Source organism: Haloleucobacter albus, assembly GCF_052492075.1.
This window is the reverse complement of the sequence record NZ_JBQWAS010000019.1, coordinates 36,905-63,644: the sequence shown is the minus strand read 5'-3', so window position 1 is coordinate 63,644 and position 26,740 is coordinate 36,905. Positions and strand designations below refer to the sequence as shown.

The 26,740-nt window shown below is 60.0% G+C and carries 21 protein-coding genes and 3 tRNA genes; 6 read left to right on the top strand and 18 right to left on the bottom strand.

Features of this window, described 5'->3' with window-relative positions; genetic code table 11:
- Positions 1 to 226: 226 nt before the first annotated feature.
- The 9 genes from ACT6QH_RS03675 to ACT6QH_RS03635 all read right to left on the bottom strand — a co-directional run bounded on the left by ACT6QH_RS03675 (position 227) and on the right by ACT6QH_RS03635 (position 10,191).
- Positions 227 to 303 (bottom strand) — tRNA-Asp (locus ACT6QH_RS03675).
- Positions 304 to 913: 610 nt separating this feature from the next.
- Positions 914 to 989, bottom strand: a tRNA-Val gene (locus ACT6QH_RS03670).
- Positions 990 to 1,178: 189 nt separating this feature from the next.
- Positions 1,179 to 1,460 (bottom strand): HU family DNA-binding protein, encoded by a 282-nt coding sequence (locus ACT6QH_RS03665; protein WP_444973458.1) that lies wholly within the window; start codon positions 1,458 to 1,460, stop codon positions 1,179 to 1,181.
- A 209-nt stretch (positions 1,461 to 1,669) separates the two neighbouring features.
- Positions 1,670 to 4,087, bottom strand: coding sequence for an endopeptidase La (gene lon, locus ACT6QH_RS03660; RefSeq protein WP_444973457.1), 2,418 nt, complete (start codon positions 4,085 to 4,087; stop codon positions 1,670 to 1,672).
- 290 nt (positions 4,088 to 4,377) lie between these two features.
- On the bottom strand, positions 4,378 to 5,658 hold the full coding sequence (gene clpX / locus ACT6QH_RS03655) for an ATP-dependent Clp protease ATP-binding subunit ClpX (protein WP_444973456.1): 1,281 nt from the start codon (positions 5,656 to 5,658) through the stop codon (positions 4,378 to 4,380).
- Between the two features lie 409 nt (positions 5,659 to 6,067).
- The gene (locus ACT6QH_RS03650) at positions 6,068 to 6,703 is read right to left on the bottom strand and encodes an ATP-dependent Clp protease proteolytic subunit (RefSeq protein ID WP_444973532.1); all 636 of its coding nucleotides are present in this window, start codon (positions 6,701 to 6,703) and stop codon (positions 6,068 to 6,070) included.
- 83 nt (positions 6,704 to 6,786) lie between these two features.
- Complete coding sequence (tig, locus tag ACT6QH_RS03645; protein ID WP_444973455.1) at positions 6,787 to 8,139, bottom strand: trigger factor; 1,353 nt, start codon at positions 8,137 to 8,139, stop codon at positions 6,787 to 6,789.
- 185 nt (positions 8,140 to 8,324) lie between these two features.
- Positions 8,325 to 8,409, bottom strand: a tRNA-Leu gene (locus ACT6QH_RS03640).
- 258 nt (positions 8,410 to 8,667) lie between these two features.
- Positions 8,668 to 10,191: an NAD(P)H-hydrate dehydratase gene (locus tag ACT6QH_RS03635; protein WP_444973454.1), complete on the bottom strand. Its 1,524-nt coding sequence runs from the start codon at positions 10,189 to 10,191 to the stop codon at positions 8,668 to 8,670.
- A 249-nt stretch (positions 10,192 to 10,440) separates the two neighbouring features.
- Between ACT6QH_RS03635 and ACT6QH_RS03630 the strand changes: the two genes are divergently transcribed.
- Together ACT6QH_RS03630 and glnA are read left to right on the top strand one after the other, a co-directional pair.
- Entirely contained in the window at positions 10,441 to 10,779 is a 339-nt protein-coding gene (locus ACT6QH_RS03630; RefSeq protein WP_444973453.1) for a P-II family nitrogen regulator, read from the top strand.
- A gap of 44 nt (positions 10,780 to 10,823) precedes the next feature.
- Positions 10,824 to 12,239, top strand: coding sequence for a type I glutamate--ammonia ligase (gene glnA / locus ACT6QH_RS03625; RefSeq protein WP_444973452.1), 1,416 nt, complete (start codon positions 10,824 to 10,826; stop codon positions 12,237 to 12,239).
- A 141-nt stretch (positions 12,240 to 12,380) separates the two neighbouring features.
- On the opposite strand, the gene ACT6QH_RS03620 is transcribed toward glnA, so the two are convergent.
- The gene (locus ACT6QH_RS03620) at positions 12,381 to 12,731 is read right to left on the bottom strand and encodes an AzlD domain-containing protein (protein ID WP_444973451.1); all 351 of its coding nucleotides are present in this window, start codon (positions 12,729 to 12,731) and stop codon (positions 12,381 to 12,383) included.
- Positions 12,728 to 13,408, bottom strand: a complete 681-nt coding sequence (locus ACT6QH_RS03615) for an AzlC family ABC transporter permease (RefSeq protein ID WP_444973450.1) — start codon at positions 13,406 to 13,408, stop codon at positions 12,728 to 12,730. The genes ACT6QH_RS03620 and ACT6QH_RS03615 overlap by 4 nt, the downstream gene beginning before the upstream one ends.
- Before the next feature lie 358 nt (positions 13,409 to 13,766).
- Between ACT6QH_RS03615 and pabB the strand changes: the two genes are divergently transcribed.
- Both pabB and ACT6QH_RS03605 read left to right on the top strand, forming a co-directional pair.
- Positions 13,767 to 15,197 carry an aminodeoxychorismate synthase component I gene (gene pabB / locus ACT6QH_RS03610; protein ID WP_444973449.1) on the top strand — a complete coding sequence of 477 codons (1,431 nt, stop codon included), beginning with the start codon at positions 13,767 to 13,769 and terminating at the stop codon, positions 15,195 to 15,197.
- Positions 15,194 to 15,985, top strand: coding sequence for an aminotransferase class IV (locus ACT6QH_RS03605; RefSeq protein WP_444973448.1), 792 nt, complete (start codon positions 15,194 to 15,196; stop codon positions 15,983 to 15,985). Before pabB ends, ACT6QH_RS03605 begins: the two co-directional genes overlap by 4 nt.
- A 91-nt stretch (positions 15,986 to 16,076) precedes the next feature.
- On the opposite strand, the gene clpA is transcribed toward ACT6QH_RS03605, so the two are convergent.
- The 3 genes from clpA to ACT6QH_RS03590 form a co-directional block, all read right to left on the bottom strand.
- Complete coding sequence (clpA, locus tag ACT6QH_RS03600; RefSeq protein WP_444973447.1) at positions 16,077 to 18,572, bottom strand: ATP-dependent Clp protease ATP-binding subunit ClpA; 2,496 nt, start codon at positions 18,570 to 18,572, stop codon at positions 16,077 to 16,079.
- Between the two features lie 336 nt (positions 18,573 to 18,908).
- Positions 18,909 to 19,256, bottom strand: coding sequence for an ATP-dependent Clp protease adapter ClpS (gene clpS / locus ACT6QH_RS03595; protein ID WP_444973531.1), 348 nt, complete (start codon positions 19,254 to 19,256; stop codon positions 18,909 to 18,911).
- 331 nt (positions 19,257 to 19,587) lie between these two features.
- Positions 19,588 to 19,920, bottom strand: coding sequence for a phasin family protein (locus tag ACT6QH_RS03590; protein WP_444973446.1), 333 nt, complete (start codon positions 19,918 to 19,920; stop codon positions 19,588 to 19,590).
- A gap of 309 nt (positions 19,921 to 20,229) precedes the next feature.
- Between ACT6QH_RS03590 and ACT6QH_RS03585 the strand changes: the two genes are divergently transcribed.
- Entirely contained in the window at positions 20,230 to 21,876 is a 1,647-nt protein-coding gene (locus ACT6QH_RS03585) for a D-alanyl-D-alanine carboxypeptidase (RefSeq protein WP_444973530.1), read from the top strand.
- A gap of 16 nt (positions 21,877 to 21,892) precedes the next feature.
- Here the strand turns inward: ACT6QH_RS03585 and ACT6QH_RS03580 are convergent, their stop codons facing one another.
- Together ACT6QH_RS03580 and ACT6QH_RS03575 are read right to left on the bottom strand one after the other, a co-directional pair.
- Complete coding sequence (locus ACT6QH_RS03580) at positions 21,893 to 22,612, bottom strand: DnaJ domain-containing protein (RefSeq protein WP_444973445.1); 720 nt, start codon at positions 22,610 to 22,612, stop codon at positions 21,893 to 21,895.
- 11 nt (positions 22,613 to 22,623) lie between these two features.
- The gene (locus ACT6QH_RS03575) at positions 22,624 to 23,361 is read right to left on the bottom strand and encodes a VWA domain-containing protein (RefSeq protein WP_444973529.1); all 738 of its coding nucleotides are present in this window, start codon (positions 23,359 to 23,361) and stop codon (positions 22,624 to 22,626) included.
- 330 nt (positions 23,362 to 23,691) lie between these two features.
- Here ACT6QH_RS03575 and panC point away from each other — a divergent pair, with 330 nt between their 5' ends.
- Positions 23,692 to 24,540, top strand: coding sequence for a pantoate--beta-alanine ligase (panC, locus tag ACT6QH_RS03570; protein ID WP_444973444.1), 849 nt, complete (start codon positions 23,692 to 23,694; stop codon positions 24,538 to 24,540).
- 60 nt (positions 24,541 to 24,600) lie between these two features.
- Here panC and ACT6QH_RS03565 read toward each other — a convergent pair whose 3' ends face one another.
- Positions 24,601 to 25,347: an amino acid ABC transporter ATP-binding protein gene (locus tag ACT6QH_RS03565; protein ID WP_444973528.1), complete on the bottom strand. Its 747-nt coding sequence runs from the start codon at positions 25,345 to 25,347 to the stop codon at positions 24,601 to 24,603.
- A gap of 26 nt (positions 25,348 to 25,373) precedes the next feature.
- Positions 25,374 to 26,738: an amino acid ABC transporter permease gene (locus tag ACT6QH_RS03560; protein ID WP_444973443.1), complete on the bottom strand. Its 1,365-nt coding sequence runs from the start codon at positions 26,736 to 26,738 to the stop codon at positions 25,374 to 25,376.
- Positions 26,739 to 26,740 lie beyond the last annotated feature (2 nt).

Genomic DNA, 26,740 nt, shown 5'->3' with positions numbered 1-26,740 from the left:
CTGTGTTGTGCAATCTATCCACGGCATCTCCACGCCTCACGACTTTTGCGCGAGTTGCGCGCATGACGCCCGTGCAGATGCGTTCACGGGAATGCAACGCGCCAACGCTTATGCGAAGAAAGCGGCACACATGGCACAGAAGACTTTGGAGGATGGGCATCGCGTGAGATTTCTTCTCACTGCAACTTCAGTCTCAATTTTTGGAGAAGACTCTCTGAAGAAAGAGTGGCGGGAGTGACGGGGCTCGAACCCGCGACCTCCGGCGTGACAGGCCGGCGCTCTAACCAACTGAGCTACACCCCCGTTCGGCGTTTCGGTGTTGTCCGCCGCCGGAGTGAGGCTGTATCTAAAGCACCCTCTTTCACCCGTCAAGCAGGCTGGAGCAGAAGACTATATCGAGCTGTGGATATCTTATTTTGACATTCCTGAGAAACAGCGCGAAAAAATGTCAAGTAATTGATATTCAATGATTTTTTATCCAATAAAACGACCCGCCTGGGTTTTTCCATCCCCTTCCTTTTCAGAAAAGCCGCCCAACAAAAACAGGCGCGCCGCAAAAATAAACGGGGCATCTGATTTGCAGAATCCTCCTGCGGAGAGAAATCAGGCGGCATCCAGCAATGCCGGTTCCCACATCAACAACCCAACAAACAGGCAGGCAGAACAAACTGCTGCGTGGACACAGGCGTGCTCCATCCACACCACCACGCCCCTCTACACAGGGGCATGTGGCGACACGGAGCTGGAAAGTGACCGATGACCGGTAGAGCCAGATCTTCAGCAGAATGCTGCTGAAACAGGGCTGCCTATAATTTCAGAGATAGGATGCGCGAAAGGCGCACCGAAATGGGGCAATCTGTCGGCATAACTGGCCCCGCATTTAGGGCCGCACTATCTAAACCCTTGAAAAACATGGTGGGCGGTGACGGGTTCGAACCGCCGACCCTCTCGGTGTAAACGAGATGCTCTACCAGCTGAGCTAACCGCCCATATGTAATATGTGAGGCGCTTAAAGCACCCTCTTGCGCCAAGAGCAAGGGGCATGAGCTGCGCAAATATCTTCTGCTGTGGAGGAAACCGGGAAACCCTCACAAGCAGGAAAGAAGAAGGGGCGGCATTCCCGCTCCCCCTTCAGCAATACCGGGCACCGCACATGCCGCACGGCACCCGGAAAGGCCTCAGCTGTTGTTGACAGCTTCCTTCAAGCCCTTGCCAGGCGTGAACTTGGGCGCCTTGGACGCGCTGATCGTCACCGGCATGCCAGTGCGCGGGTTGCGGCCCTCGCGCGCAGCGCGCGTCACCACCGAGAAGCTGCCAAAGCCGATGAGCTTGACTTCCTCACCCTGCTGCAACGCACGGGCGATGATGTCGAAGGTCGCGTCAACAGCAGCCGCAGCAGCCGTCTTGGTCAGCTTGGCCTCTTCGGCCACCGCAGCGATCAGTTCGTTCTTGGTGGTCATCTGACCATTCCCTTCCATTATCAAAATGCGAATCGTCCAGAGTTGGAACTCCTTCGATCGCCGCGAGAATCATGGAAAATGCGGCTTTTGCAAGCTCGATCGGCGACAAACCCGCACCAATGCACGATTTCTGCACTGCAAGCGCTCATAAGAAAAGGGCGGCACCATTCCAGCACCGCCCTTTTCATTTTCCGGCTTCAAAAAACGCTTCAGTGCGCCACAACACCAGAACTGTCTTCGCCCCCTGCCGGGGCGCTGACGGGTTTTTCTTCCCAGGTGATGGGTTCGGGATGGCGCACAAGTGCGTTGTGCAACACCTCATCCATGCGATTGACCGGGATGATCTCCAGCGCGTTTTTCACATTCGCGGGAATATCCGCCAGATCCTTCGCATTTTCCTCAGGGATAAGAACGGTCTTGATGCCGCCACGCAGGGCCGCAAGCAGCTTTTCCTTCAGGCCGCCAATGGGCAGAACCCGACCACGCAGGGTGATTTCACCCGTCATGGCCACATCGCGCCGCACCGGAATGCCCGTCATCACCGAAACGATAGCAGTGGCCATGGCCACACCGGCCGAAGGACCATCCTTCGGGGTTGCCCCTTCCGGTACGTGAACGTGGATATCACGACGCTCGAACAGCGGCGGCTCAATCCCGAAATCCACGGCCCGCGAGCGCACATAAGACGCCGCTGCGGAGATGGATTCCTTCATCACATCCTTCAGGTTCCCGGTCACCGTCATCTTGCCCTTGCCGGGCATCATGAGGCCTTCAATGGTCAGCAGTTCACCGCCCACCTCGGTCCATGCCAGGCCAGTAACCACACCCACCTGATCTTCCCGCTCAATCTCACCGAAGCGATAACGCGGCACACCGAGGAAATCCTCGATATTGGCATTCGTCACCTCAACCGACTTTTTCTCGGTCAACACCAGTTCCTTCACGGCCTTGCGGGCCAGTGTCGAAATCTCGCGCTCCAAGTTACGCACGCCAGCCTCGCGGGTGTAACGGCGGATAACGGTCATCAGGGCATCATCGTCGATCGACCATTCCTTCGCCGTCAGCCCATGCTTCTGCACCGCATTGGGGATGAGATGCTTGCGGGCAATCTCAGCCTTTTCATCCTCGGTGTAACCTGCGATGCGGATGACTTCCATACGGTCCAGAAGGGCCGGCGGAATGTTCATCGTGTTCGCCGTGGTTACGAACATCACGTTCGAGAGGTCATAATCGACCTCCAGATAGTGGTCCGCGAAGCTCTGGTTCTGCTCGGGATCAAGCACCTCCAGCAGGGCCGAAGAAGGATCGCCGCGGAAATCCGCGCCCATCTTGTCAATCTCATCCAGCAGGAACAGCGGGTTGGACTTCTTGGCTTTGCGCATGGACTGAATGATCTTGCCCGGCATGGAGCCGATATAGGTGCGCCGGTGGCCGCGAATCTCAGCCTCGTCCCGGACACCGCCAAGAGCCACACGCACGAATTCACGCCCCGTCGCCCTGGCGATGGACTTGCCGAGCGAAGTCTTGCCCACGCCGGGAGGGCCAACAAGGCACAGCACCGGACCCGTCAGCTTGTTGGCGCGGCTCTGCACCGCCAGATATTCGACGATACGATCCTTCACCTTGTCCAGGCCGTAATGATCGGTATCAAGCACCTGCTGCGCGTAGTTCAGATCCTTCTTGATCTTGCTCTTCACGCCCCACGGAATGGAGAGCAGCCAATCCAGATAATTGCGCACCACAGTGGCTTCCGCCGACATGGGAGACATCTGACGCAGCTTCTTCAGCTCATGCTGCGCCTTCTCTCGCGCATCCTTTGTCAGCTTGGTGCGCTTGATCCGGTCTTCCAGCTCTTGCAGGTCGTCCTTGCCATCCTCGTCGCCGAGTTCTTTCTGAATGGCCTTCATCTGCTCATTCAGATAATACTCGCGCTGGGTCTTCTCCATCTGCCGCTTCACGCGGCTGCGGATGCGCTTTTCCACCTGCAACACGGAGATTTCGCTCTCCATGAGGCCCAGAACCTTCTCCAGACGGTCCGAAACCTTCACGGTTTCCAGCACGGCCTGCTTGTCGGTGATCTTCACCGCAAGATGCGAAGCAATGGTATCAGCCAGCTTGGAATGATCGTCGATCTGACCGACGACCCCAACCACCTCTGGTGAGACCTTCTTGTTCAGCTTCACATAATTTTCGAACTCGGTGACAACCGAGCGGGCCAGAGCCTCACCTTCGACGAGATCGCCAAGATCTTCCTCAAGCGTGACAGCTTCAGCTTCATAGATATCGGTGCGCTCGGTGAAGCGGGAGACACGAGCGCGGCCCACGCCTTCCACCAGCACCTTCACAGTGCCATCAGGCAGCTTCAGCAACTGGAGAACAGTCGCCAGAGTTCCGGCGCTATGGATCGCCTCTGGAGCCGGATCATCATCCGACGCATTTTCCTGCGTGGCGAGCAGAATATAGGAGTCGCCGCGCATCACCTCTTCCAGAGCGTGAATGGACTTCTCACGCCCCACAAAGAGGGGAACAATCATGTGAGGGAAAACCACGATGTCCCGCAGGGGGAGCACCGGGTAAGTCTGCGACACACCGGCAACGAGCGGAGGGCGCGGCTTCTGGCTCGTCATAACCCAATCCTTTCTTGAGGTGCACGCGCGAAAACGCTGCCGCGCGGGCACGCAGCCGGATACCGGAACGGATTTTCAATGCTGAGGCGACAAATGCCGCGGGCCGCATGAGGTCCGAGCACGGAGACCGGATAATTCTTTCCCAAGATGGAGACGCCATCCCCCTGTTTCAAGGGTACGGCAGAGACCCGCAATCGGGTGAACTGGGGAAAAGCGGCTGAAAACAAATGCTGGAGCACCATCTCAGCCCCCGCGCATGAAGCGCGAGGGTTGTTTGTGGGCCTGAAAGATCAGGCGCTTGCGCCTGCGCCGGCATCTCCGGCACGATCGGCATAGATATAGAGCGGACGCGCCTTCTGCTCGATCACCTCACGGGAGATCACCACCTCTTCCACACCCTCAAGGCCGGGCAGGTCGAACATGGTATCCAGCAAAATGCCTTCCATGATGGAACGCAGGCCACGCGCGCCTGTCTTGCGCTCAATCGCCTTGCGGGCGATGGCACCCAGCGCATCCTCGTGGATGGTGAGCTCCACATTCTCCATCTCGAAAAGACGCTGATACTGCTTCACCAGCGCGTTCTTCGGCTCCGCCAGAATCTTCTTCAGCGCAGCCTCGTCCAGATCCTCCAGCGTCGCCAGAACGGGCAGACGACCGATGAATTCGGGAATAAGGCCATACTTCAGCAGATCTTCAGGCTCGAGCTGACGGAACACATCACCGAGGCGACGATCATCCGCAGCTGCCACCTTGGCACCGAAGCCAATGGAGGTCGCGCCCTGAGCACGGGAAGAGATGATCTTGTCCAGCCCGGCGAAGGCGCCGCCGCAGATGAACAGGATATTGGTGGTGTCCACCTGCAGGAATTCCTGCTGGGGATGCTTACGCCCCCCTTGCGGCGGAACGGAAGCCACCGTGCCTTCCATGATTTTCAACAGGGCCTGCTGCACACCCTCGCCCGAAACATCACGGGTAATGGAGGGATTGTCGGCTTTGCGGCTGATCTTGTCGATCTCGTCAATATAGACGATGCCGCGCTGGGCCCGCTCCACATTGTAATCCGCAGCCTGAAGCAGCTTGAGGATGATATTTTCCACATCCTCACCCACATAACCGGCTTCGGTCAGGGTCGTGGCGTCGGCCATGGTGAAGGGCACATCCAGAATGCGCGCCAGTGTCTGGGCCAGCAACGTCTTGCCGGAGCCCGTGGGGCCAACCAGCAGGATGTTGGACTTGGCCAGCTCCACATCGCCATTCTTGGAGGCATGGCTGAGGCGCTTGTAGTGGTTGTGCACCGCCACCGAGAGAACCTTTTTCGCGTGTTGCTGACCGATGACATAATCATCCAGCACATCGCGAATTTCCTTCGGGGTCGGGATGCCATCCCGCGACTTCACCAGTGAGGACTTGGACTCTTCCCGGATAATGTCCATGCACAGCTCGACGCACTCGTCGCAGATGAACACGGTCGGTCCGGCGATGAGCTTCCTGACCTCGTGCTGGCTCTTGCCGCAGAACGAGCAATAAAGTGTATTCTTGCTGTCGCTGCTGCTGCCGCCGGTCTTGCTCATCTTCGTCTCCTACGACCTATCGATACGGACACATATGCGTCTGTGTCGTACGGATCACCATTCTGGATCTCAGCGAAGCAAAAAGCCTGCCATATCCTTATTATGGTGAGTGACCTGTATTTAGCCAATCACCCTCCGGTGACGCGATCAAGGCATTTGCGACGAACTGGTGAAGTTCCCCACATGCCCGAGCCTCTCCACAGCCGTTTCTGGCGAGGTGCATGGCCCTGCACGCTTCCGGTTACATCATAAGCGGAAAACTTTTCTGGAAAGTTCCCGAAAACAACGGCCCCCGTCATTTCTGGCGGGGGCCGGCATGCGGCATGAGATGCCGGCTATGAGACATGCAAGCGCGATATTATTGCGCCTGCAAGGAAAAACACGAACCGGGACCCGCCCAGCCGACGCATCAATCCTGCTTGGGCTCATCCTCAGCCGGGCGCTGTTCGATCACGGAATCAATGAGACCGAAGTCCCGTGCAGCTTCCGCAGTCAGAAAATTGTCACGCTCCAGAGCATCCTCAATGGCTGCGAGATCCTGCCCGGTGTGCTTCACGTAAATTTCATTCAGACGGCGCTTCAGGCTCAGGATTTCCTGCGCATGCAGCATGATATCCGTCACCTGACCCTGGAAGCCGCCAGAAGGCTGATGCACCATGATTCGTGCATTCGGCAGGGCAAAGCGCATGTCCTTGGCGCCAGCCGTCAGCAGCAGCGAACCCATGGAGGCCGCCTGCCCGATGCACAGGGTCGACACCGGCGGCTTGATGAACTGCATGGTGTCGTAAATCGCAAGGCCCGACGTCACCACTCCCCCCGGGGAGTTGATGTACATCGAGATTTCCTTCTTCGGATTATCAGCCTCAAGGAAGAGAAGCTGCGCCACGGCCAGCGTGGACATGCCGTCTTCCACCGGGCCGGTGAGGAAGATGATGCGCTCCTTCAGCAGGCGCGAATAAATATCATAAGACCGCTCACCCCGGTTGGTCTGCTCGACCACCATGGGAATGAGATAGTTCATGTAGGTATCAACGGGATCACGCATCATCAGTCCTCGGATCGGGCGGGGTGGCACATGCACAAACCCATGCGCCACCCAATATCGTCTCAGGCGATTTCAGCGAAACCTCAGGCTTCCTCGCCCGCCTTTTCGTCTTCCTTGTAAAGCTCATCCTTGGAGACCGGCTTCTCGGTCACATTGGCGAGCTCCAGAAGGTAGTCAACAACCTTTTCCTCGAACAGAGGCGCACGGACAGACGCCATCGCCTCGGGGCTGCGGCGGTAATAGTCCCACACCTGCTGTTCCTGGCCGGGGAACTGACGCGCACGCTCTACCAGAGCGCGGGTCACTTCCTCATCGGTCACCTGGATCTTGTTCTGCTCACCGATCTCGGCCAGCACCAGACCCAGACGCACGCGACGCTCGGCGATCTTGCGATAATCCGCCTTCGCCTCGTCCTCGGTGGTGTTCTCATCGGCGAAAGTCCGGCCCTGGCCAGCCATGTCGCGCTGCACCTGCTCCCACACGCCATTGAATTCCTGCTCCAGCAGGCCTTCCGGCACGTCGAACTTGTGCATCTCGTCCAGGGCGTCAAGCAGAACGCGCTTCACCTTCTGGCGGGAAATGGCGGCGTGCTCACCAGAGGTGCGCTCGCGCACCATGCTCTTGAGCTGCTCCAGACCTTCCAGGCCCAGCCCCTTGGCGAACTCGTCATCCACGGTCACTTCGCCAGGCGCGGCGACGGACTTGCAGGTGACTTCAAAGGAGGCTTCCTTGCCGGCCAGATCGGTGGCGGCATAATCCTCGGGGAAGGTCACCTTCAGGGTGCGGTTCTCACCGGCGGCAATACCAACCAGCTGTTCTTCAAAACCGGGAATGAAGCCATTGGAACCGAGCACAACGTCGATATCCTCGGCGGAACCGCCTTCGAACTTCTCACCGTCGATATAACCGGCGAAGTCGATGGTCACGCGGTCACCGTCAGCCGCAGCGCCGTCCTTGTCTTCGTAGGGGCGGTTGGATTCGGCGAGGCGCTGGATGGTCTCATCCACCTCAGCGTCGGTCACTTCCACCACCGGCTTCTCGACGGCGATATCCTTGAAGTTGCCCAGCTCAATCGTGGGCAGAATCTCGATTTCGAGATCGTAAACAAGATCCTTGCCGCCATCGAGCAGGGCTTCAGCCTCACCCTCATCCGTCAGCTTCACCTTCGGCTGAAGAGCCAGACGGAAGCCGTTCTCTTCCACGACCTTGCCGTTGGATTCGTTGATGATCAGCTCAATCACCTCACTCATGACGGATTTACCGTACATGCGCTTGAGGTGAGCGGCGGGCACCTTGCCGGGGCGGAAGCCATTGAGCTTCACCTGGCCCTTGATCTCGTCCAGGCGCGCTTCGGCCCTGGCCTCCAGATCGCTGGCGGGCACCACAACGTGGAACGCGCGCTTGAGGCCTTCGGCCTGGGTCTCGGTCACCTGCATCGTCTTGCCTTCACATCCTGTCCGCCATTTCGGCGGGAATTCGTTCACTCTCCATGGCGCTTCCCTGGCACCACATCTCTGGCCTCACTTGCGGCCGGCTCGCCACTTGCCGGCGACAATTCGCCCGACAAGTCACACCCGAGGCAAGCCCTGTCAGGCAAACCTCAGATGAAGTGCCCGGCAAGTGGTGCGGGCGGAGGGGCTCGAACCCCCACGACTTGCGTCACGGGAACCTAAATCCCGCGCGTCTACCAGTTCCGCCACGCCCGCAAACCCGGCAAGCGCCATAGGGCACGCACCATGGGAGGCTTCGACCGGCACAGAAGCCGATCGGGTCGGGGCTTATATCATGCCCATATGGGGGTGCAGCAATAAAATGCAGCCTTTTCGAGGCTTCGCACCGGGAAATTGCCGCATCGGCACCCCTGTCGGCCCATTTTACGACCTACCCACAGATAATTCTGCGAAATTCACCTGCAAGGGCTCCACGGGAGACCTTTTCTGCTCATGCCATGAAGCCCTGCCGCATCAGCATTTCGCCGAAGCATCACCCCAGGCGCCATACATCTCATAGAGACGACGGTAAACCACCCGCAGCGCTTCCGGCAGATCATCCGCTATCAGCCCCGGCCCTGCCGTGCGTGCAGCTTCACCGTGCGCCCACACAGCCGCCATTGCGGCCTCAAAAGGCGGCATGTGCTGAGAAAGCAGACCCGCCACCATTCCCGCCAGCACATCTCCGGCTCCGGCGCTGGCCAGAAAAGGCGGGGCATTTTCGGCGACACCGGCGCGGCCATCCGGGGCCGCAACCACCGTATCTGCCCCCTTCAGCACAACAACACCCCCCAGAAACGCGGCGGCCGCCCGTGCCCGCGCCAGCTTTCCGGGCGCTTCAAGCACCTGAGGCATATCATGAAACAGCCGCGCAAACTCCCCATCATGCGGGGTGATGACGAGCGCCTTCATCTCCTGCGCCAGCGCGGCAAGATCTACAGCAGCCCCTGCATAAGATGTGAGCGCATCGGCATCCAGAATGAGATGACGGCCCGAGGCCGCCACCTGCACCTTGCGCCGGGTCTCCTCCCCCACACCCAAACCTGGACCAAGCAGCACAGTGCCCAGCCGGGAATCATTCAGCAGATGCGCCAGCCCCCCGGCATCTTCCATCGGCCGCAGCATGATGGCTGCATATGAAGCCGCATGCAGAGGCAGCGCCTCTTGCGGGCAGGCAACTGTCACAAGCCCCGCACCTGCACGCAGGGCACCACGTGCGGCAAGGCGCGCAGCCCCGCAAGTCCAGGCCCCGCCACTGGCGACAACGACATGACCCCGATCATATTTATGGCCGCGCGCCTGCGGCAGCGGAAAAGCCGCCCCCCAGACAGCGGGTTGGTTCACGAAGCTATCCGGCCGCACCTCATCCAGAGCGGCGACAGGAATGCCAATATCCGCCACATGCACCCGGCCACACAGGCTGCGCCCCGGTTCCAGCAGATGCCCCGGCTTGCGACGAAAGAATGTGACCGTTTCCGTCGCAGCTGCCGCCGCACCCCGCACCTCTCCCGTGGCGCCATCCAACCCGGAAGGCAAATCCACCGCGACAATAGGCCGGCCACAAACCTCCATACGCTGCACCAGAGAAAGCGCCCCACCCTCCAGGTCGCGAGCCAGACCCGCCCCAAACACGGCATCAATGATGACATCCGCGCCGGCCAGGTCTAGAGCTTCGGGCGCTTCCACAGGACCACGCCACAGGGCCGCATTTTCTGCGGCATCTCCACGCAAGCGTTCGCGCGCACCCAGCAAGGCCAGGCGCACCGGAAAACCACGAGCAGCCAGCAGACGGGCGGCGACGAAACCATCTCCACCATTATTTCCCGGACCACACAGCACCATGACCTTCCCGCCGGCGCCGGCCTGCGAACACATTCTGGCGGCAACATCAGCCACCGCCATGCCAGCCCTCTCCATCAGAACAAGAGAGGGAACGCCCATGGCGACAGCCTGACGATCCGCCCGGCCCATCTGCTCTGGATTCAGAAGCTCGTGCATTCATCCCTCCATGCCCGAACAGGCCCTGTCGCCCACGTCCGGTTGATGTACACTGCGCATGTCCCGCCCACCCTTGTTGACCAAGGAATAGGCGATATGCCTATTAAACGTGCAAACTCGCCGCCAGACAGCCGCCAGAACACGGGCATGAGCCTTCTTTGTCATGCAAACTGGCAACTGGCACGCATCCTGCTTTAGACATTTCGGCTCGACCATGCGGCGGAGAGCCGAGCCCGGGAGACGGAGCGCATGAAAAAGATCGAGGCAATCATCAAACCCTTCAAGCTGGATGAAGTGAAGGAAGCCCTGCAGGATGTTGGCCTGCAAGGCATCACTGTAACCGAAGCCAAGGGTTTCGGGCGGCAGAAAGGCCACACGGAGCTGTATCGCGGCGCCGAATATGTGGTGGATTTTCTGCCCAAGGTGAAAATCGAAGTCGTTTTGGCCGATGACATGGTCGACAAGGCCGTGGAAGCGGTGCGCCGGGCCGCCCAGACCGGGCGCATCGGTGACGGCAAGATCTTCATCTCGCCCATTGAAGAAGCCATCCGTATCCGCACCGGCGAGTCCGGGCTTGACGCGATCTGACACATTCCAGTTTACCACTTCTCCGCAGAAAGGCAGACATTCACATGACGACAAAGACGGCCAAGGACATCCTTGATCAGATCAAGAATGAGGATGTTAAGTACGTCGACCTGCGCTTCACTGACCCGCGCGGAAAGTGGCAGCATGTCACCTTTGACATCCGCATGGTGGACGAAGAGCTCCTGACCGAAGGCACCGCTTTTGACGGCTCCTCCATCGCTGGCTGGAAGTCCATCAATGAGTCGGACATGCTGCTGATGCCGGATCTGAACACCGGCACCATTGATCCCTTCTTTGCGGAAACCACGCTCGTTCTCGTCTGCGACGTGCTGGAGCCCACCACCGGCCAGCCCTATGGCCGCGACCCGCGCTCCATCGCCAAGAAGGCGGAAGCCTATGCCATGTCCACGGGCGTGGGTGATGCCGTGTATTTCGGCCCGGAAGCTGAATTCTTCATCTTTGATGACGTGCGCTTCAAGGCCGACCCCTACAATACCGGCTTCAAGCTCGACTCCGTCGAACTGCCCACCAACAGCGATTCCGACTATGAGGGCGGCAATCTCGGCCACCGCGTGAAGACCAAGGGCGGCTACTTCCCCGTGCCCCCGATCGACTCCGCGCAGGACATGCGCTCCGAAATGCTCGGCGCAATGGCCGGTATGGGCGTGGAAGTCGAGAAGCACCACCATGAGGTGGCCTCCGCCCAGCACGAACTGGGCCTGAAGTTCCAGTCTCTGGTGACCGGCGCCGACCATTTGCAGATCTACAAGTACTGCATCCATCAGGTCGCCCATATCTATGGCAAGACGGCCACCTTCATGCCGAAGCCCGTGTTTGGCGACAATGGCTCGGGCATGCATGTGCATCAGTCCATCTGGAAGGACGGCAAGCCGCTCTTCGCCGGTGACAAATATGCCGATCTGTCCGACCACTGCCTGTGGTATATTGGCGGCATCATCAAGCACGCCAAGTCCCTCAACGCCTTCACCAACCCGCTGACCAACTCCTACAAGCGTCTGGTTCCGGGTTATGAGGCGCCGGTGCTGCTGGCTTACTCCGCGCGCAACCGCTCGGCCTCCTGCCGCATCCCCTACACCAACAACCCGAAGGCCAAGCGCGTCGAGGTTCGCTTCCCCGATCCGGGCGCGAACCCCTATCTCGCCTTCGCGGCCCTGTTCATGGCCGGCATGGACGGCATCATGAACCGGATCGACCCCGGCCAGGCCATGGACAAGGATCTGTACGATCTGCCCCCGGCCGAGCTGAAGGAAATCCCCACCGTCTCCGTGTCCCTGCGCGAAGCTCTCGAGTCTCTCGCGGCCGACCATGACTATCTGCTGAAGGGCGATGTGTTCCAGAAGGACTTCATCGAGTCCTATATCGACCTGAAGATGCAGGAAGTGATGCGCTTCGAAATGACGCCGCACCCGGTGGAGTTCGACATGTACTACTCGGTGTGATGACGCCATGCGCCTTGGGTCACACCGGGGCGCATGCCGCACGCCGGAAGTACCTCACACCAGAAATGAAAAGGGCGCCTTAGGGCGCCCTTTTTTGTAGCTGACCATATCTGATCTGGCCAAAATCAGATCGCCCAAGCCTCAGAAAACATCAAACCAGAAGGCCGCCCCCAGAAGCAGCGCCTCCCCGGCCAGAACTCCGGCGAGAACCGATTTGCGCGCAAGCAGAAACACCGCCACACCACCCCCAACCGCCCCGAGCCGCACCAGCAGCGGAATGGCAAGAAGCGCTCCAGCCGGGCTCAGCAGCAGGCGTGCCACGACAGCGGCCAGAAGCGCCCCCGCCACGGCCCTCACCCAATGAAACAGCTCACTGCCTTCTTCCACCCGGCGACCGGCCATCACAGCCAGAGAGCGCCAGATTTCCGTGGGCAGAAACCCTACCAGCACGACAATCAGCACAGCCGCACCTTCTGTGAGCGCTTCGCTCATGCCCGGCTCCTGCGGCGCAGGGAGCGGCTGATAAAATAGGCCAGTGTTCCGCCTCCGATCCCTGCCACCATCAGATCCAGCCCGCCATCCAGATGCTGCACCAGCGGCGTCAGCCCCGCGCCCGCGGCAAGGGTCATCCAGTCCATCGCGCGCGCTGCGCCCCGCACCATCACCAGCGTGAAAAAGAGGGGTGTGATGAACAGCAGCGCCGCCGCCACAGGCAAAGGCACTTCACCCGCCATATAATAGCCAACAGCCGTAGCGCAGATGCTGAGCGTCACCAACATATTGCCCAGCCCCAGCGTAAAGGGCACCCGCGCCTGCCCAGGCATGTGTGGCAAGAGACGCAAGCCCTCGGCCCAGAGGGTCAGTGCCACATAATGCGCGCAGATCAGTTCCAGAAGCAGGCTACGCTTTGGCCCGCGCATATAGGGGGCGATAGATACCACCATGGGCAGAAAGCGGATGGATGACAAGGTTACCGCAAGCGCCAGGGCCGGCAATGCCGTGCCAGCCGAAAGCCCGCCCACCAGAATAACCTGAGCCGGCAGAGCCCATACCAGAAATGTGGACAGCATCCCCGCTCCAAGAGGAAAGCTGATGCCCTGCAACAGTGCTCCATATCCCAGATAACTTGCAAACAGCACCAGCCCCGGCATACCGATGCCATGCCGCATGCCAGCAAGAAACCATCCTGCACCAGAACGCTCCGGCGCTTCCGGCTGCAATGGAGAAGCGTCTCCTTCCTCCGAGAGCGGAAGGCATGGTGCCGGCGAGGGAGATGGGGGCGATGAGAGGGACACGTTGATCTACAGGGCTGTGTGTTCAAAAAGCAGGCAATGCGCCTGAGGGCATGTCTTTCTCATAGAACGTTTTGTCACTGCGTGCAGTGCAAAAAGCAAAGTTGGGGTAAAGCGCTGCTTTTTCAGCAAAAATTTCACCCGCCTCATCTCTGTGCAGATGTTCTCACAACAACCCTGTGCTAAAAAGTCCGGGAGCTTGCGGCCCGCCCCTGTTGCCTTGGATTGTCTGCCCGTGTTGCGTGTTGAAATTCCGTATGTGGACCCTCTCACCATCTGCGCGCATCTGGCGGATGAACCCTGGCTGGCCTTTCTGGACAGTAGCGCCCGAAATGATCCGCGCGCGGCATATTCCTGGCTGGCCATCTCGCCCTATCAGCTCATCACAGCCTCATCCCAAAATGTGTGTGTTGATGGAAAGGTCGTCAGCGGCACACCATTTGATGTGTTGCAAGCCGCACTGGAAACCCAGCGCGAACATATGACGGATCGGGCCGATATGGACCGGGAGGATTTTCCCGCCATTCCCTTCCGTGGCGGCGCTATCGGCTTTCTGGGCTACGAACTCGGCCGGCATGTCGAGCATCTGCCTCGCCCCCATACAGGCACCCCGGACGTACCGGAAATGGCCATGGGGCTCTATGATACGGTCATCGCCTTCGATCATGAGACCCGCCGCGCCTTTATCCTCGCAACCGGCGCACCGGAAAGCGACACAGACGCGCGCCATCAGCGTGCCCGAATGCGTGCAGAACATTTGCAAGCCCGCATTGCCCCGGCCCTCCGCCCGGATGCCGCCCCCCCTATTGTGAACTGGGGGCCGCGCGCCCGTTTCCACCCCGATCGCAAGCGCGATGAGGTGGAAAACGCCATTCAAAAGGTGATCGAATATATTCGCGCGGGGGATATTTTTCAGGCCAACCTCACCCAACAGATGCAAGCCCGGATACCAGAGGGCCTGAGCGATTTTGCGCTCTATCAGCGCCTGCGCACGTTGAGCCCGACACCTTTTGCCGCTTTTCTGCGGTGCGGGCCAGAACTGGCTGTCGCCAGCGCTTCACCCGAACGGTTTTTGAAACTGACCCCGACAGGGCATATTGAAACACGCCCCATCAAGGGCACCCGACCGCGTGGAAGCCACCCCGCCGAGGATGACGCTCTGGCCGCAGAGCTTAAAGCTTCCATCAAGGACAATGCCGAAAATCTCATGATCGTCGATCTCATGCGCAACGATCTCAGCCGCGTTTCCCGGCTGGGCAGCGTGCGCGTGCCGGTATTGTGCGGGCTGGAGCGTTTTTCCAGCGTGCACCACCTCGTTTCCGTCATTGAAAGCCAGCTTGAGCAGGGCCTCGGCCCCGTGGATCTGCTGCGCGCCACCTTTCCCGGCGGCTCCATCACCGGCGCACCCAAAATCCGGGCACAGCAGATCATTCATGAGCTGGAGCCTTTTTCGCGCGGGGTCTATTGCGGCTCTGTGGCCTGGATCGGCTTTGATGGGGCGATGGATTCCTCCATTGTCATCCGCACCATCACCCGTGTCGGCGCCACCTTGCTCACCCATGCGGGGGGCGGCATCGTGGCGGATTCAGATCCGGTAGCGGAATATGAGGAAAGCATGGTGAAACTCTCACCCATGCTGCGCGCCCTTTCGGGAGAAGGACGATGAAAAGCCTGTTCAACGGCACCCTTCTCGAGGCCGATGCCGTGCATATTTTACCGGCAGACCGGGGCTTCACCCTGGGCGATGGCCTGTTTGAAACCATTCGCATTCGTGCCGGGCGCATGCAGCGGCTTACAGCCCATCTTTCCCGCCTTGTACGTGGTGCACAGGTGCTGGACATTGCGATGCCAGCCTACAATCTCGCCTCCGCTCTTGAAGACCTGCGCGCCGCAAATGAGCTGGAAAATGGCGTGCTGCGCCTCACTCTTACCCGCGGCCCTGGCCCGCGCGGCGTGTTGCCACCGAGCGAACCTGAACCAACCCTTCTGATCACTGCCGCCCCCATGCCCCCCCGGCCACTCCCGGCCCGGCTGATTGTGGCCTCCGCCACTCGGCGCAATGAATTTTCTCCGCTTTCTGGCATCAAATCCCTGAACTATCTGGATAATATTCTCGCCCGACAGGAGGCCGCGCGGCTGGGGGCTGATGATGCCCTGCTGCTGAATACACAGGGGCACATTGCTGAAAGCAGTATCGCCAATATTTTCGCGGTCATGGAAGGACGCCTCGTCACCCCGCCTGTCAGCGACGGCGCTTTGCCCGGTGTGATGCGCGCAGCCCTGCTGGGGCAAGGCGCACGGGAAAAAACTCTGACACCGGATGACCTGATGGCAGCGGAGGAACTCTTCCTCACCTCCAGTCTGGGCATCCGCCCTGTCGCCACATTGGGCAAGCGCAGCTTCACCCATTTCACGGTGGCGGAGCATCTCGCCATCCGGCTGGGAGAAGCCTGATCCAGATAGGGCCGCAGTCCTGAAGTTCCGATCAAACGCGAAGGGCGGCCCTTTAGGCCGCCCTCATCATTCATTTTCAGAAGAACCCTGCTCACACCTTTGCGAGAGGCACTTTCGGCACTGGGCTGCCCGTGCGAGCCCCCCTGATCTCCCCTCCGGTGGGCGCTGACCCACCATCGCCATTTGGCGCCATCTCATCAGGGCTCCGGGCAGATGGGGCGGTCTTGCTGCCCCCACCAGCCCCCTTCGCAGAGCCCTTACGGCGCGGGGCAGATTTGCCCTCCTGCTCAGGCGTGGGATCGACAGTTTCTTCAGGGAACTCAAAGCCTAGGCGCGATTCCGCTCCCTCGCCTTCCACCACCACCCGCACATGGCCGCCACGCTTCAGCGCGCCGAACAGAACCATATCCGCCAGCGGTGTCTTGATGTTTTCCTGAATAATGCGCCCCATGGGCCGCGCGCCCATCTGCTCATCATAGCCACGCTCCACCAGCCAGTTGGTGGCCGCTTCCGTCAGCTCAATCGTCACCTGCCTGTCAGCCAGCTGGGCCTCCAGTTGCAGCACGAATTTCTCCACCACATGGCGGATGACATCCGTGGAAAGATGGCCAAAAGCGATAGTGGCATCCAGCCGGTTACGGAATTCGGGCGAGAAGGTCCGGTTGATAGCCTCCATATCATCCCCCTCCCGGCGGGAGCGGGTGAAGCCATAAGCCGGTTTTGAAAGATCCGCAGCTCCCGCATTCGTGGTCATGATGAGGATGACATTGCGAAAATCAATCTGCTTACCGTTGTTATCTGTCAGCTTTCCGTGGTCCATCACCTGCAACAGAATGTTGAACAGATCCGGGTGAGCCTTCTCGATTTCATCCAGCAGCAGCACGCAATGAGGGTTCTGATCCACCCCGTCCGTCAGCAAGCCCCCCTGATCGAAGCCGACATAGCCGGGAGGCGCGCCGATGAGCCGGCTGACAGTGTGCCGCTCCATGTATTCAGACATATCAAAACGCAGCAGCGGTACCCCTAGCGCCGAAGCCAACTGCTTGGCCACCTCTGTCTTGCCAACGCCGGTGGGGCCGGAAAACAGATAGGAGCCAATCGGCTTTTCCGGCTCCCGCAGGCCGGCGCGCGCCAGCTTGATAGCCGCTGTCAGCGCCTCAATGGCCTTATCCTGCCCAAACACCACGCGCTTGAGGGTGGTTTGCAGATTGGCCAGCACTTCCGCATCATCCTTGGAAACGGACTTGGGCGGAATACGCGCCATTGTGGCAACGGTAGCCTCAATCTCCTTCAGGCCCACAGTCTTCTTGCGTTTGTTCTCGGGCAGCAGCATTTGCGCCGCACCGCTTTCATCAATCACATCAATTGCCTTGTCGGGCAACTTGCGATCATGAATATAGCGGGCAGAAAGCTCCACCGCAGCCTTGATGGCCTCGTTGGAGTAACGCAGCTTGTGATAAGCCTCGAAATACGGCTTGAGGCCCTTCAGAATTTCAATGGCGTCAGCCACGCTGGGCTCGGCCACATCAATTTTCTGGAAACGCCGCACAAGGGCGCGATCCTTCTCGAAATGCTGGCGGTATTCCTTATAGGTCGTGGACCCCATGCAGCGCAGGGAGCCTGACGCCAGAGCCGGCTTGAGCAGGTTTGAGGCATCCATCGCACCACCGGAGGTCGCCCCCGCGCCGATCACCGTATGGATCTCATCAATGAACATGATGGCGTGGGGCTGCTCTTCGATCTCCTTGACCACCTGCTTGAGGCGCTCCTCGAAATCGCCGCGGTAGCGGGTTCCGGCCAGAAGCGCGCCCATATCCAGCGCATAGACCGTCGCATCCCCCAACACAGCGGGCACGGAACCTTCAACAATGCGCTTGGCCAGCCCTTCGGCAATGGCCGTTTTGCCAACGCCAGGGTCTCCCACAAACAGCGGATTATTCTTCTGCCTGCGGCACAGCACCTGAATTGTCCGCTGAAGTTCCTTGTCGCGACCGATCAGCGGATCAATTTTGCCTTCCTGCGCCTTCTTGTTGAGATTGATGCAATAGGCATCAATCGCACTGGCTTTCTTCTGCTTTTCTCCGGCGGGGCTACGCGTCTCCACCTCGTCTTCCGCCCCACGCACGGGCCGGTTTTCAGACATGCCGGAGCGCTTGGCGATGCCATGAGAAATATAATTCACCGCATCATAGCGGGTCATATCCTGCTCTTGCAGAAAATAGGCTGCGTGGCTTTCCCGCTCGGCAAAAATGGCCACCAGCACATTTGCGCCAGTCACCTCCTCCCGCCCGGAAGACTGCACATGAATGACAGCACGCTGAATCACACGCTGAAAGCCAGCGGTGGGCTTGGCCTCTTCATCACCACTGCTGACCAGATTTTCCAGCTCTGTAGAAATATATTCGGCCAGATTCTGGCGGAGCTTATCCAAATCAACATTGCAGGCGCGCATGACAGCGGCCGCATCCTGATCCTCGATCAGGGCGAGCAGCAAATGCTCAAGGGTTGCATATTCGTGATGGCGCTCATTGGCGAGGCCCAATGCGCGATGCAGAGACTGTTCCAGGCTGCGAGAGAAAGTTGGCATCGGCACCTCTTTCGCGCACCGAACCCAGCCCTGCGGAGGCGCCGCCGGCGCGGCAGGGCATGTGCGCCTTTCATATAAACTTCGTACCGGACGCCTGGGGAAGCAAGCCCCTCAAGACGATGTGAAGCCATTCCAGAATGGACAGAAGAGCTTCCGAATAAGGCTATTAAATGTTTTTTTGAATATTTATCAATGAATTAAAAAATAAAACACCATTTTTTGAGCGCGATCAAAAAAAGTGCAACACTGGGAATGAGGTGTGTCCTAACAAGAAATGCCGGCACCGTTGAGGGCCGCCCCGGCAGGGCCCCATGGCCACAAATCAGTTCAGCCGGCTCATTTCTTTTCCATCACGCATTGCAGCGGATGTTGATGCTTGCGCGCAAAATCCATCACCTGCGTCACCTTCGTCTCGGCGACCTCATAGGTATAGATCCCGCACTCACCCACGCCTTGATGGTGCACATGCAGCATGATGCGGTGCGCCTCATCATCCGTCTTGTTGAAGAAGCGCTGCAACACGAGCACCACAAATTCCATAGGCGTGTAATCATCATTCAGCAGCAGCACGCGATACAGGTTCGGGCGTTTCAGCTGCGGACGCGTCCTCGTGATGACAGCGGTGTCATCGCCCTCGCCATCATGATGAAACTCATCATCACCGGCCATTATCACCGGAAACATTCGGGAATATTCGGTTTGCTTCATGTTGATTGCGCCCTGGCCCGCCCTGTTCAGCCCTGAAAGGCGTAACGTCAGCACACACCACACGCTGGGGAATGATCCTGCCCAAGCGCGGGGCTGGCAGAAGGGCCGTAAAGGCCTGCGCTGAACTTGGCACTTCCCTTGCACATCAGCGAGCGAATTTCCAGCCCAATCATATCTTGCGGCGCATATATACAGAAAGCCCGGCCTTGCGAGCCGGGCTTTCCAGTTTTTTCAACTGTCCATCAGGGGCAGATCTGGCACAGTCTCGGACAGGAGCAGGCGCGGCGCCCACTCCAAAGCCGGCAAATCAACCCTGAAACTTGTTGAACGCGCCTTCGAAGGGCTTGTAAGCTTCCTTCGCGAGCTCGGTGTAGAGCTCACCCATCTTGGTCGCCTGGGCCACCGCACCCTCGTAAGAGGACTTCAGATAGGCCTGCTGAATCTCGATGGCCTGGTCAACGCTCTTCGCGCCCAGCAGCTTCTCGAGAGCGGCCGTGCCCTGCTCGAAAGAGGTCTTGGTGTAATCAGCCAGTTCAACAGCGATGGCCTGAGCGTTCTTCGACAGAACGCCGAAGCTCTTCATCGCGTTTTCCATATTGTCCTTGCCGATTTTCTGGAAGTCTTCAGCGGTCTGCACCATGGGAACCCTCTTATCATCCTGCCCCGGCTGACCCAGTGGGCACTTTGCCGGCTCTGCCAAAATTCCGATGGAAGAGCTTTAGCTCCATCCAGAAATGCAGCATATGCACTGCAACATAAGAGTCAAGCACTTTTGTGCGGTGCACAATTTTTCAGAATCCAAGTTTACGCCTTGGTAACTCCGCTTTCCTACGCTCAGTTCCGGTCACATCTGGAACTTCCGCCCCGCCTCGCCCTGTCCCGAACAGGCGGGTCTTTGGGCTGTGGTTCATTTCCTGAACATAGGTGACCAAGCACACGGGGCATGTCCATGCGTTCAGTTTCCACGAGCCTTTCGCTCCTGACCAAAGCCCTGGGGCTGGCCTTGTTTATCAGCCTGACCCTGGTTGCCACGGCGGAAGCGAAGTCCAGCGGTTGGAAATCCGGTTATGCCGCCATCATGGTGGATGCCAACACCGGCCGTGTGCTTCATAGCAAATATGCTGATTCCCTGCGGCACCCTGCCTCCATCACCAAAGTGATGACGCTCTATCTGCTGTTTGAGCAGATGGAGGCCGGGCGCTTCTCTACCAAGAGCCGCTTGCCCGTTTCGGCATATGCTGCCCGGCAGCCGCCATCCAAGCTGGGGGTGCGTGCAGGCTCCACCATCCAGGTGGAAGACGCCATTCGCTCTCTTGTCACCCGTTCCGCCAATGATGTCGCGGTTGTCATCGCTGAAGCCATTGGTGGATCTGAGGAAAATTTCGCGCGCATGATGACGCGCAAGGCCCGCGCACTAGGCATGAAGCACACGGTGTACCGCAACGCCAATGGCCTGCCCAACAAGGAGCAGGTCACCACCGCGCGCGACATCTCCATTCTCGGGCGCGCCATTCAGGATCGCTTCCCCAAGCAGTACAGCTATTTCGCCACCCGTTCCTTCTATTACAAGGGCAAGCGAATCGGTAACCACAACCGCCTGCTGGGACGTGTGGAAGGCGTGGATGGCATCAAGACAGGTTATACGCGTGCTTCGGGTTTCAATCTGCTGACCTCGATCAAGCGTGATGGCCGCTACATGGTCGGCGTTGTGCTCGGCGGGCGCACAGGCCGCTCGCGTGATGCCCGCATGGCAGAGCTGATCTCCCAATACCTGCCCCGCGCCTATGCCGGCCGCCGCACCGCACCGCGTGTTACTGAAAACGGCTTGGCCCTTGCCCTGGCCTCTGCCCCCCTGCCGGACCCCGTGGAGCGCGAGGAAATTGTGGAGCATAATGTCGCGCCACTGCCCCGGCCTGAATATGTGGTTCTGGTTGAGCCCGCGCCTGAAGTCACCGGCTCCACCGGCACGATCCGCGCCGGTTCAACCGCTCCCATCCAGCCCATGCCGGTCCGCACGGCTTCCCTGCCCCGCCCCCGGCCGGAGACTCAGGCCCAGCCCGAGCCGGAACCCGTTCGCTTTGCATCTGCGCCGCCTTCTGCCCCTGCCGGCCTGCTGGGCTTTCTCTCCCCCTCGGGAGAGGCCATGATGGCACCGGATAATGATAATGGCTTTGATGCGCGCCAGGCGGTGAAAGATTCCTCCCGCTTTGTTTCCAACACACCCAGCCCGAGCCATCCGGTGCGCGCTGCACCGCCCCAGACACGCACGGCATCTTTGGCTCCTGCCCCCGCTCTTGCTCCTGCCCCCGCGCCTGCCCCGGCAGCCACCTCCCGGCGCCCGGCTTCGGCTGACAGTGGCTGGAGCATCCAGATCGGCGCATTCGATGCGGAGAGCCAGGCCCGCGCCCGCCTGGATCTGGCCCAGACCAAGGCCCGCTCCCTGCTTGGCAATGCAGACCCCTACACCGAGAAGGTGACCCGTGGTTCCACCGCGCTTTACCGGGCCCGTTTTGCCGGCCTCGACAAGAAGAGCGCACAGGCTGCGTGCCGTTTACTCAAGCGTAACGCCTTTGCCTGCATGACTCTCAAGAATTGAGACGAGGCGGGAGAATTCAGACATGTTTGCGCAACAGCACATCCTTGGCCTGATTGATCCGCGCCGCATCGGCAGTGGAGCCGCCATGATCGGGGTGGACCTTCTTCATCAGCCTTCTATGGGCTTCGCGAATCCGGGCCGCATCGGCTCCCGGTTCAAGCCCAAGAGCCTCATAGGCCTCCTGCTCCGTCATCGCGCTACTGCCGGCGGGCGGGCGGCCCATATCCCCCCCACCCGCATCGCCCTGCGCGTGTTCACGCCAGGCGGGCGCCCGGCGGTCGAGATAAGCTTCGAGTAAGGCGAGAGACTGCGCATCGCACATGGCGCGCAGTGCCAGCAGATCCATCACGGCCAGAGCATCCAGCTCCTGCCCGGCATAAGGCCCGCTCAAGACACGACCGCGCATCGCGCCAGAGGCATGATCCAGCTCCATCTCCAGCAAAGGAGTGCTGACCTGAGATCTGCGCGGGGCCCTTCCCCCGCCTCCGGCCCCACCCAGCATGCCGCGCAAACTTGCAGGCCCATAGCGCCCCAGCAGCCCGAAGGCGACCATACCCAGAGGGATGGCCAGGGAAATGCGCCCCAGTACCAAAGCTCCAGCGGCCCCTATCAGGGCCAGAACGGCAAAGGTGCGCGCGGCTGTACGTATGAGCACCTTCGGGTCCGTACGGGTCCATATGGTGAGACCATAAAGGCCGATGAGCAACAAAAGTACGCCGGCAAGAAGGGCGGCCACGAATCTTCCTTTCAGGGCTTGAGTGCAGCAAGCAGTTTGCGGGCGCCTTCATCACGCCGGTTTTCCAGCGCCGCGCGCCCACCAGCGGCATAGGCCGCAACGGCGGCCAACAATGCCCGCAACTGGGCCCCGGCGCGAGAGTCGAAACGGCAATAGGCCCCGCCGGTAATTTGCGCCAGCGCCCGGAAGGTCTGCTCCACCTGCCAGTCCTGCCCTTCCTGAAACATGAAGAGCTTTACGCCGCGCAAGGCCAGTTGACCGGCCGCAGCATGCAGGGCATCCGGGTTTTCTTCCAGCGCGTCCCCCACAAAGACAGCGGCCCTGAGGCCGGAACGCTCCGCCTCCTTTTCCAGATGCCCAAGCACACGATGAATTTGCGTAAGGCCCCCCATGCAACTGATCTTGCTCATGAGGCGCTTGAGCGTGGCGGCATCGGAAACGAAAGGCGAGGCGCGGCACTCATTCATGCCGCGATAATAGACAATCTGCATGTCCAGCCCGCCATAAGTTTCCGCAGCGGCGAACATATCGGCCTGAATGTCACAGGCGAGCGTCCAAGTCGGCTGGCGTGATCCGGTTGCATCCAGCGCGAAGGCCAGCCGCCCCCGCCCCGTAGCAGGGCGCGCGGGCGGCGCGGCTTTAGCGGCTTGCAGGAAACGGGCGACATCCTCGGCGCTGGAAACTGGCGTGGAAGTGGATGAGCGGGACGACACCTCTCCGCCACCTGCTCCCTGTCCCCTGCCCTTCATCTCCTGACGCGCAGGCGAAAAAGCGCTCTTGTCCTTGTCTGATGTCACCATAAGCGCCCCCTGCCGCACCGGCCTGCTTCACACATAAGCGCCACGACGAGGCGAACCAAGGGGTGTGCGCCAAGCCTGCAACGAGATCTGCACACGGGTAACGTCGGAATGCGGATGAAACCACGCCCCCAAAGCCGGGCATCGCATTTTAGGCATATGGAAAGCAACTGCTGTGCAGTCGCATGCAATTTCTTTCCTCCGGCCGCGCCTCGTTCTAGTTTCTAAAGGGAACGCGCAGCCGGCGCGGTACAGAAGAGCGCGGATGAAAGGCGCAATACAATGGCGAACAAGCCACTGGTGGTCCACACGGTAAAGGATCTGAGGGCGCAGGTTCGCGCCTTCCGGGCGACAGGGGAGCGCGTAGCGCTGGTGCCAACCATGGGCGCTCTTCATCAGGGCCATGAATCTCTGGTGCGGAAAGCTCGGGAAGCCGCTGATCGCACTGTAGTTTCCATCTTCGTGAACCCGGCCCAGTTCGGCCCCAATGAGGATTTCGACCGCTATCCCCGCACGCTGGATGCAGATGTGGAGAAGCTCTCAAGCCTGAATGTAGATGTGGTCTATGCCCCCTCCGTTTCGGAAATGTATCCGGATGGGCACGCCACCACGCGCATCACGGTTGAAGGCCCATCGGCCGGGCTGGAAAGCGATTTCCGCCCGCACTTCTTCACCGGCGTGGCCACTGTGGTGGGCAAGCTGTTTATTCAGTGCATGCCGGATTGCGCCATTTTCGGCGAGAAGGATTATCAGCAGCTCAAGGTCGTGACCCGCATGGTGCGCGATCTGGATCTGCCCATCGCCATCATTCCTGCGCCCACTCTGCGAGAAACGGATGGGCTCGCCCTCTCCTCGCGCAATGCCTACCTCACCCCACAGGAGCGCGCCATTGCGCCCATCATCCATGAGGCGCTGAGCCGGGCCGCGACAGCCATCCGCGCCGGAGCCAACCCGGAGGAAGCCATTCTGCGCGCGCGCCAGACCATTTCCACCCGCGGGCTGGAAGTCGATTATGTGGTGGCGCGCAATGCCGAAACCCTTGCCCCGCTAAAGCAGCCGGGAGAGCCGATGCGCCTGCTGGCCGCCGCATGGCTGGGCACCACGCGCCTGATCGACAATCTGCCAGCCTGAGAGGCCGGAAGAGAAAACATGCCCGCCCGGCAACATCTGCCGGGCGGGTTCTCCGCCGGATCAGTGCAGAATCTGGCTCAGAAAAGCCTTTGTGCGTTCATGTTGCGGCCGGGAGAAAAAGGGCTCCGGCGCATTCATCTCCACAATCTGCCCTTCATCCATGAAGATCACCCTGTCCGCCACCTGCCGGGCGAATCCCATTTCGTGGGTCACGCACAGCATGGTCATGCCATCTGCGGCCAGCTCCACCATGGTTTCCAGTACTTCCTTCACCATTTCCGGGTCCAGCGCCGATGTCGGCTCATCAAACAGCATGATGCGCGGGCGCATGCACAGGGCACGGGCAATGGCCACCCGCTGCTGCTGGCCACCGGAAAGCTGGCCGGGATATTTGTGCGCCTGATCGGGAATGCGCACCTTGGTGAGAAAGTGCATGGCCAGTTCTTCAGCTGCGCGCTTCGGCATCTGACGCACCCAGATGGGCGCAAGGGTGCAGTTCTCCAGAATGGTGAGGTGGGGAAACAGGTTGAAGTGCTGAAAGCACATGCCCACTTCACTACGCACCTTCTCGATCTGGCGCATGTCATCCGTCAGTTCCACGCCATCCACGATAATACGGCCGGACTGGTGCGCCTCCAGCCGGTTGATGCAGCGAATAAGCGTGGATTTTCCAGAGCCGGATGGCCCGCAAATGACGATGCGCTCCCCCCGGCGCACAGCCAGATTCACGTCGCGCAGCACATGGAAGCTGCCGAACCACTTGTTCACATCCACCATCTCCACGGCCAGCGCAGGGGCCACATCCATGGCCGGATGGCTTTCGGAAAGGTTGGTCACGCGCGCATCTCCCGGTTCAGATGTCGCTCCAGCGCCTGCGCATAGCGCGACATGCCGAAGGAAAAGGCAAAATAAATGAGCCCGGCAAAGCCGAAGCCGGTCAGCAATGTGGAGGGCGTGGCCCAGTTCGGATCCGTAAAGGCGGCACGCAACGCTCCCAGCAGATCGAAGATCGCCACGATCAGCACCAGCGTCGTATCTTTGAACAGGCCGATAAAGGTGTTGGTGATCCCCGGAATGGCGACCCGCAACGCCTGTGGCAGCACCACCAGACGCAAGGCCAGAGTGCGCTTCAGCCCCAGCGCTTCCGCACCTTCAAACTGGCCCTTCGGCACCGCCTCGAGCCCGCCCCGCACCACCTCCGCCATATAGGCCGAGGCAAACAACGCCACGCCCACAAGAGCTTTCAGAAGGGCGTCGATATTCATGTTTCCCGGCAGGAAAAGCGGCAGCATATAAATGGCGAAGAACAGCACAGTGATAACCGGCACACCACGCCAGAACTCGATGAAAGCCACGGTGCAGATCCGCACCAGCGGCAGGCGCGAGCGCCGCCCCAGCGCCAATGCTATGCCAAAAGGCAAGGAAACGGTGATGCCCGTCAGGGTGATGACCAGTGTCACCAGCAGCCCGCCCCACAGGCGCGTTTCTACCGGGGCCAGCCCGAAATCCATATCCACCGCAGCCAGAACAAGGCCCGCAACCACCAGCATCATCCCCACGCGCTTCAGATTGCGCAGGAGTGCGGATGGCCCGACCCGCCACAGGCTCCACAAGGCAACTGCACCCAGCAGGGTCACAGCCACCACCGCAGTCTGCCCCCAGAAGCCCAGAGCCGCCGGCAGAAATGGCAAAAATGCTGAAAGTCCGAGATGTCCGCCCGTGAGCAGGACGAAAGCCACAATGGGAAAAGCCCCGAAGAACAACGCAGCATTCAGCCGCTTGCCCGGTAGGGAAATCACCAGCAAGGGCAACAGCAGCGCCGCCCCCAGCCCATAAGCCAGATTTACCCGCCAGCGCTCCTGCGCCGGATAGAAGCCATAGATCAACTGGTTGAACTTGGCCTGAATGAAAGGCCAGCAAGCTCCCACGGCCTGCCCTTCCTCCAATGGCAGGCAGGCTTCACGATTATCGCCCTGCCACACCGCATCCAGCAGAAAGAAGGACACCAGCGGCGGCACAATGACATAAAGCAGCCACAGGCCAAAAAGGGTCAACGCCATTTGCCGCCAGTTGCCCAGCAGATTGCTCCGCACCCAATGCAGCGCACCACCTTCGCCGGCGGGCGGCTGGCGGGCAGCAATGAGAGCATCAGCCACATAGGCCCCGGCTTTGGCCCCCTGTTCACGTTGCGCGCCCATGG

What these genes read in the sequence shown, in the direction of transcription:
- glnA (WP_444973452.1), top strand. Translation starts at nt 10,824, where the DNA reads ATGACGACAAAGACGGCCAAGGACATCCTTGATCAGATCAAGAATGAG.
- ACT6QH_RS03650 (WP_444973532.1), bottom strand. Translation starts at nt 6,703, where the DNA reads ATGCGTGATCCCGTTGATACCTACATGAACTATCTCATTCCCATGGTG.
- ACT6QH_RS03665 (WP_444973458.1), bottom strand. Translation starts at nt 1,460, where the DNA reads ATGACCACCAAGAACGAACTGATCGCTGCGGTGGCCGAAGAGGCCAAG.
- clpS (WP_444973531.1), bottom strand. Translation starts at nt 19,256, where the DNA reads ATGTTTCCGGTGATAATGGCCGGTGATGATGAGTTTCATCATGATGGC.
- ACT6QH_RS03615 (WP_444973450.1), bottom strand. Translation starts at nt 13,408, where the DNA reads ATGCGGCATGGCATCGGTATGCCGGGGCTGGTGCTGTTTGCAAGTTAT.
- ACT6QH_RS03620 (WP_444973451.1), bottom strand. Translation starts at nt 12,731, where the DNA reads ATGAGCGAAGCGCTCACAGAAGGTGCGGCTGTGCTGATTGTCGTGCTG.
- lon (WP_444973457.1), bottom strand. Translation starts at nt 4,087, where the DNA reads ATGACGAGCCAGAAGCCGCGCCCTCCGCTCGTTGCCGGTGTGTCGCAG.
- ACT6QH_RS03585 (WP_444973530.1), top strand. Translation starts at nt 20,230, where the DNA reads ATGCGTTCAGTTTCCACGAGCCTTTCGCTCCTGACCAAAGCCCTGGGG.
- tig (WP_444973455.1), bottom strand. Translation starts at nt 8,139, where the DNA reads ATGCAGGTGACCGAGACCCAGGCCGAAGGCCTCAAGCGCGCGTTCCAC.
- ACT6QH_RS03630 (WP_444973453.1), top strand. Translation starts at nt 10,441, where the DNA reads ATGAAAAAGATCGAGGCAATCATCAAACCCTTCAAGCTGGATGAAGTG.
- panC (WP_444973444.1), top strand. Translation starts at nt 23,692, where the DNA reads ATGGCGAACAAGCCACTGGTGGTCCACACGGTAAAGGATCTGAGGGCG.
- ACT6QH_RS03565 (WP_444973528.1), bottom strand. Translation starts at nt 25,347, where the DNA reads ATGGATGTGGCCCCTGCGCTGGCCGTGGAGATGGTGGATGTGAACAAG.
- clpA (WP_444973447.1), bottom strand. Translation starts at nt 18,572, where the DNA reads ATGCCAACTTTCTCTCGCAGCCTGGAACAGTCTCTGCATCGCGCATTG.
- ACT6QH_RS03635 (WP_444973454.1), bottom strand. Translation starts at nt 10,191, where the DNA reads ATGCACGAGCTTCTGAATCCAGAGCAGATGGGCCGGGCGGATCGTCAG.
- ACT6QH_RS03605 (WP_444973448.1), top strand. Translation starts at nt 15,194, where the DNA reads ATGAAAAGCCTGTTCAACGGCACCCTTCTCGAGGCCGATGCCGTGCAT.
- ACT6QH_RS03590 (WP_444973446.1), bottom strand. Translation starts at nt 19,920, where the DNA reads ATGGTGCAGACCGCTGAAGACTTCCAGAAAATCGGCAAGGACAATATG.
- clpX (WP_444973456.1), bottom strand. Translation starts at nt 5,658, where the DNA reads ATGAGCAAGACCGGCGGCAGCAGCAGCGACAGCAAGAATACACTTTAT.
- ACT6QH_RS03560 (WP_444973443.1), bottom strand. Translation starts at nt 26,738, where the DNA reads ATGGGCGCGCAACGTGAACAGGGGGCCAAAGCCGGGGCCTATGTGGCT.
- ACT6QH_RS03575 (WP_444973529.1), bottom strand. Translation starts at nt 23,361, where the DNA reads ATGAAGGGCAGGGGACAGGGAGCAGGTGGCGGAGAGGTGTCGTCCCGC.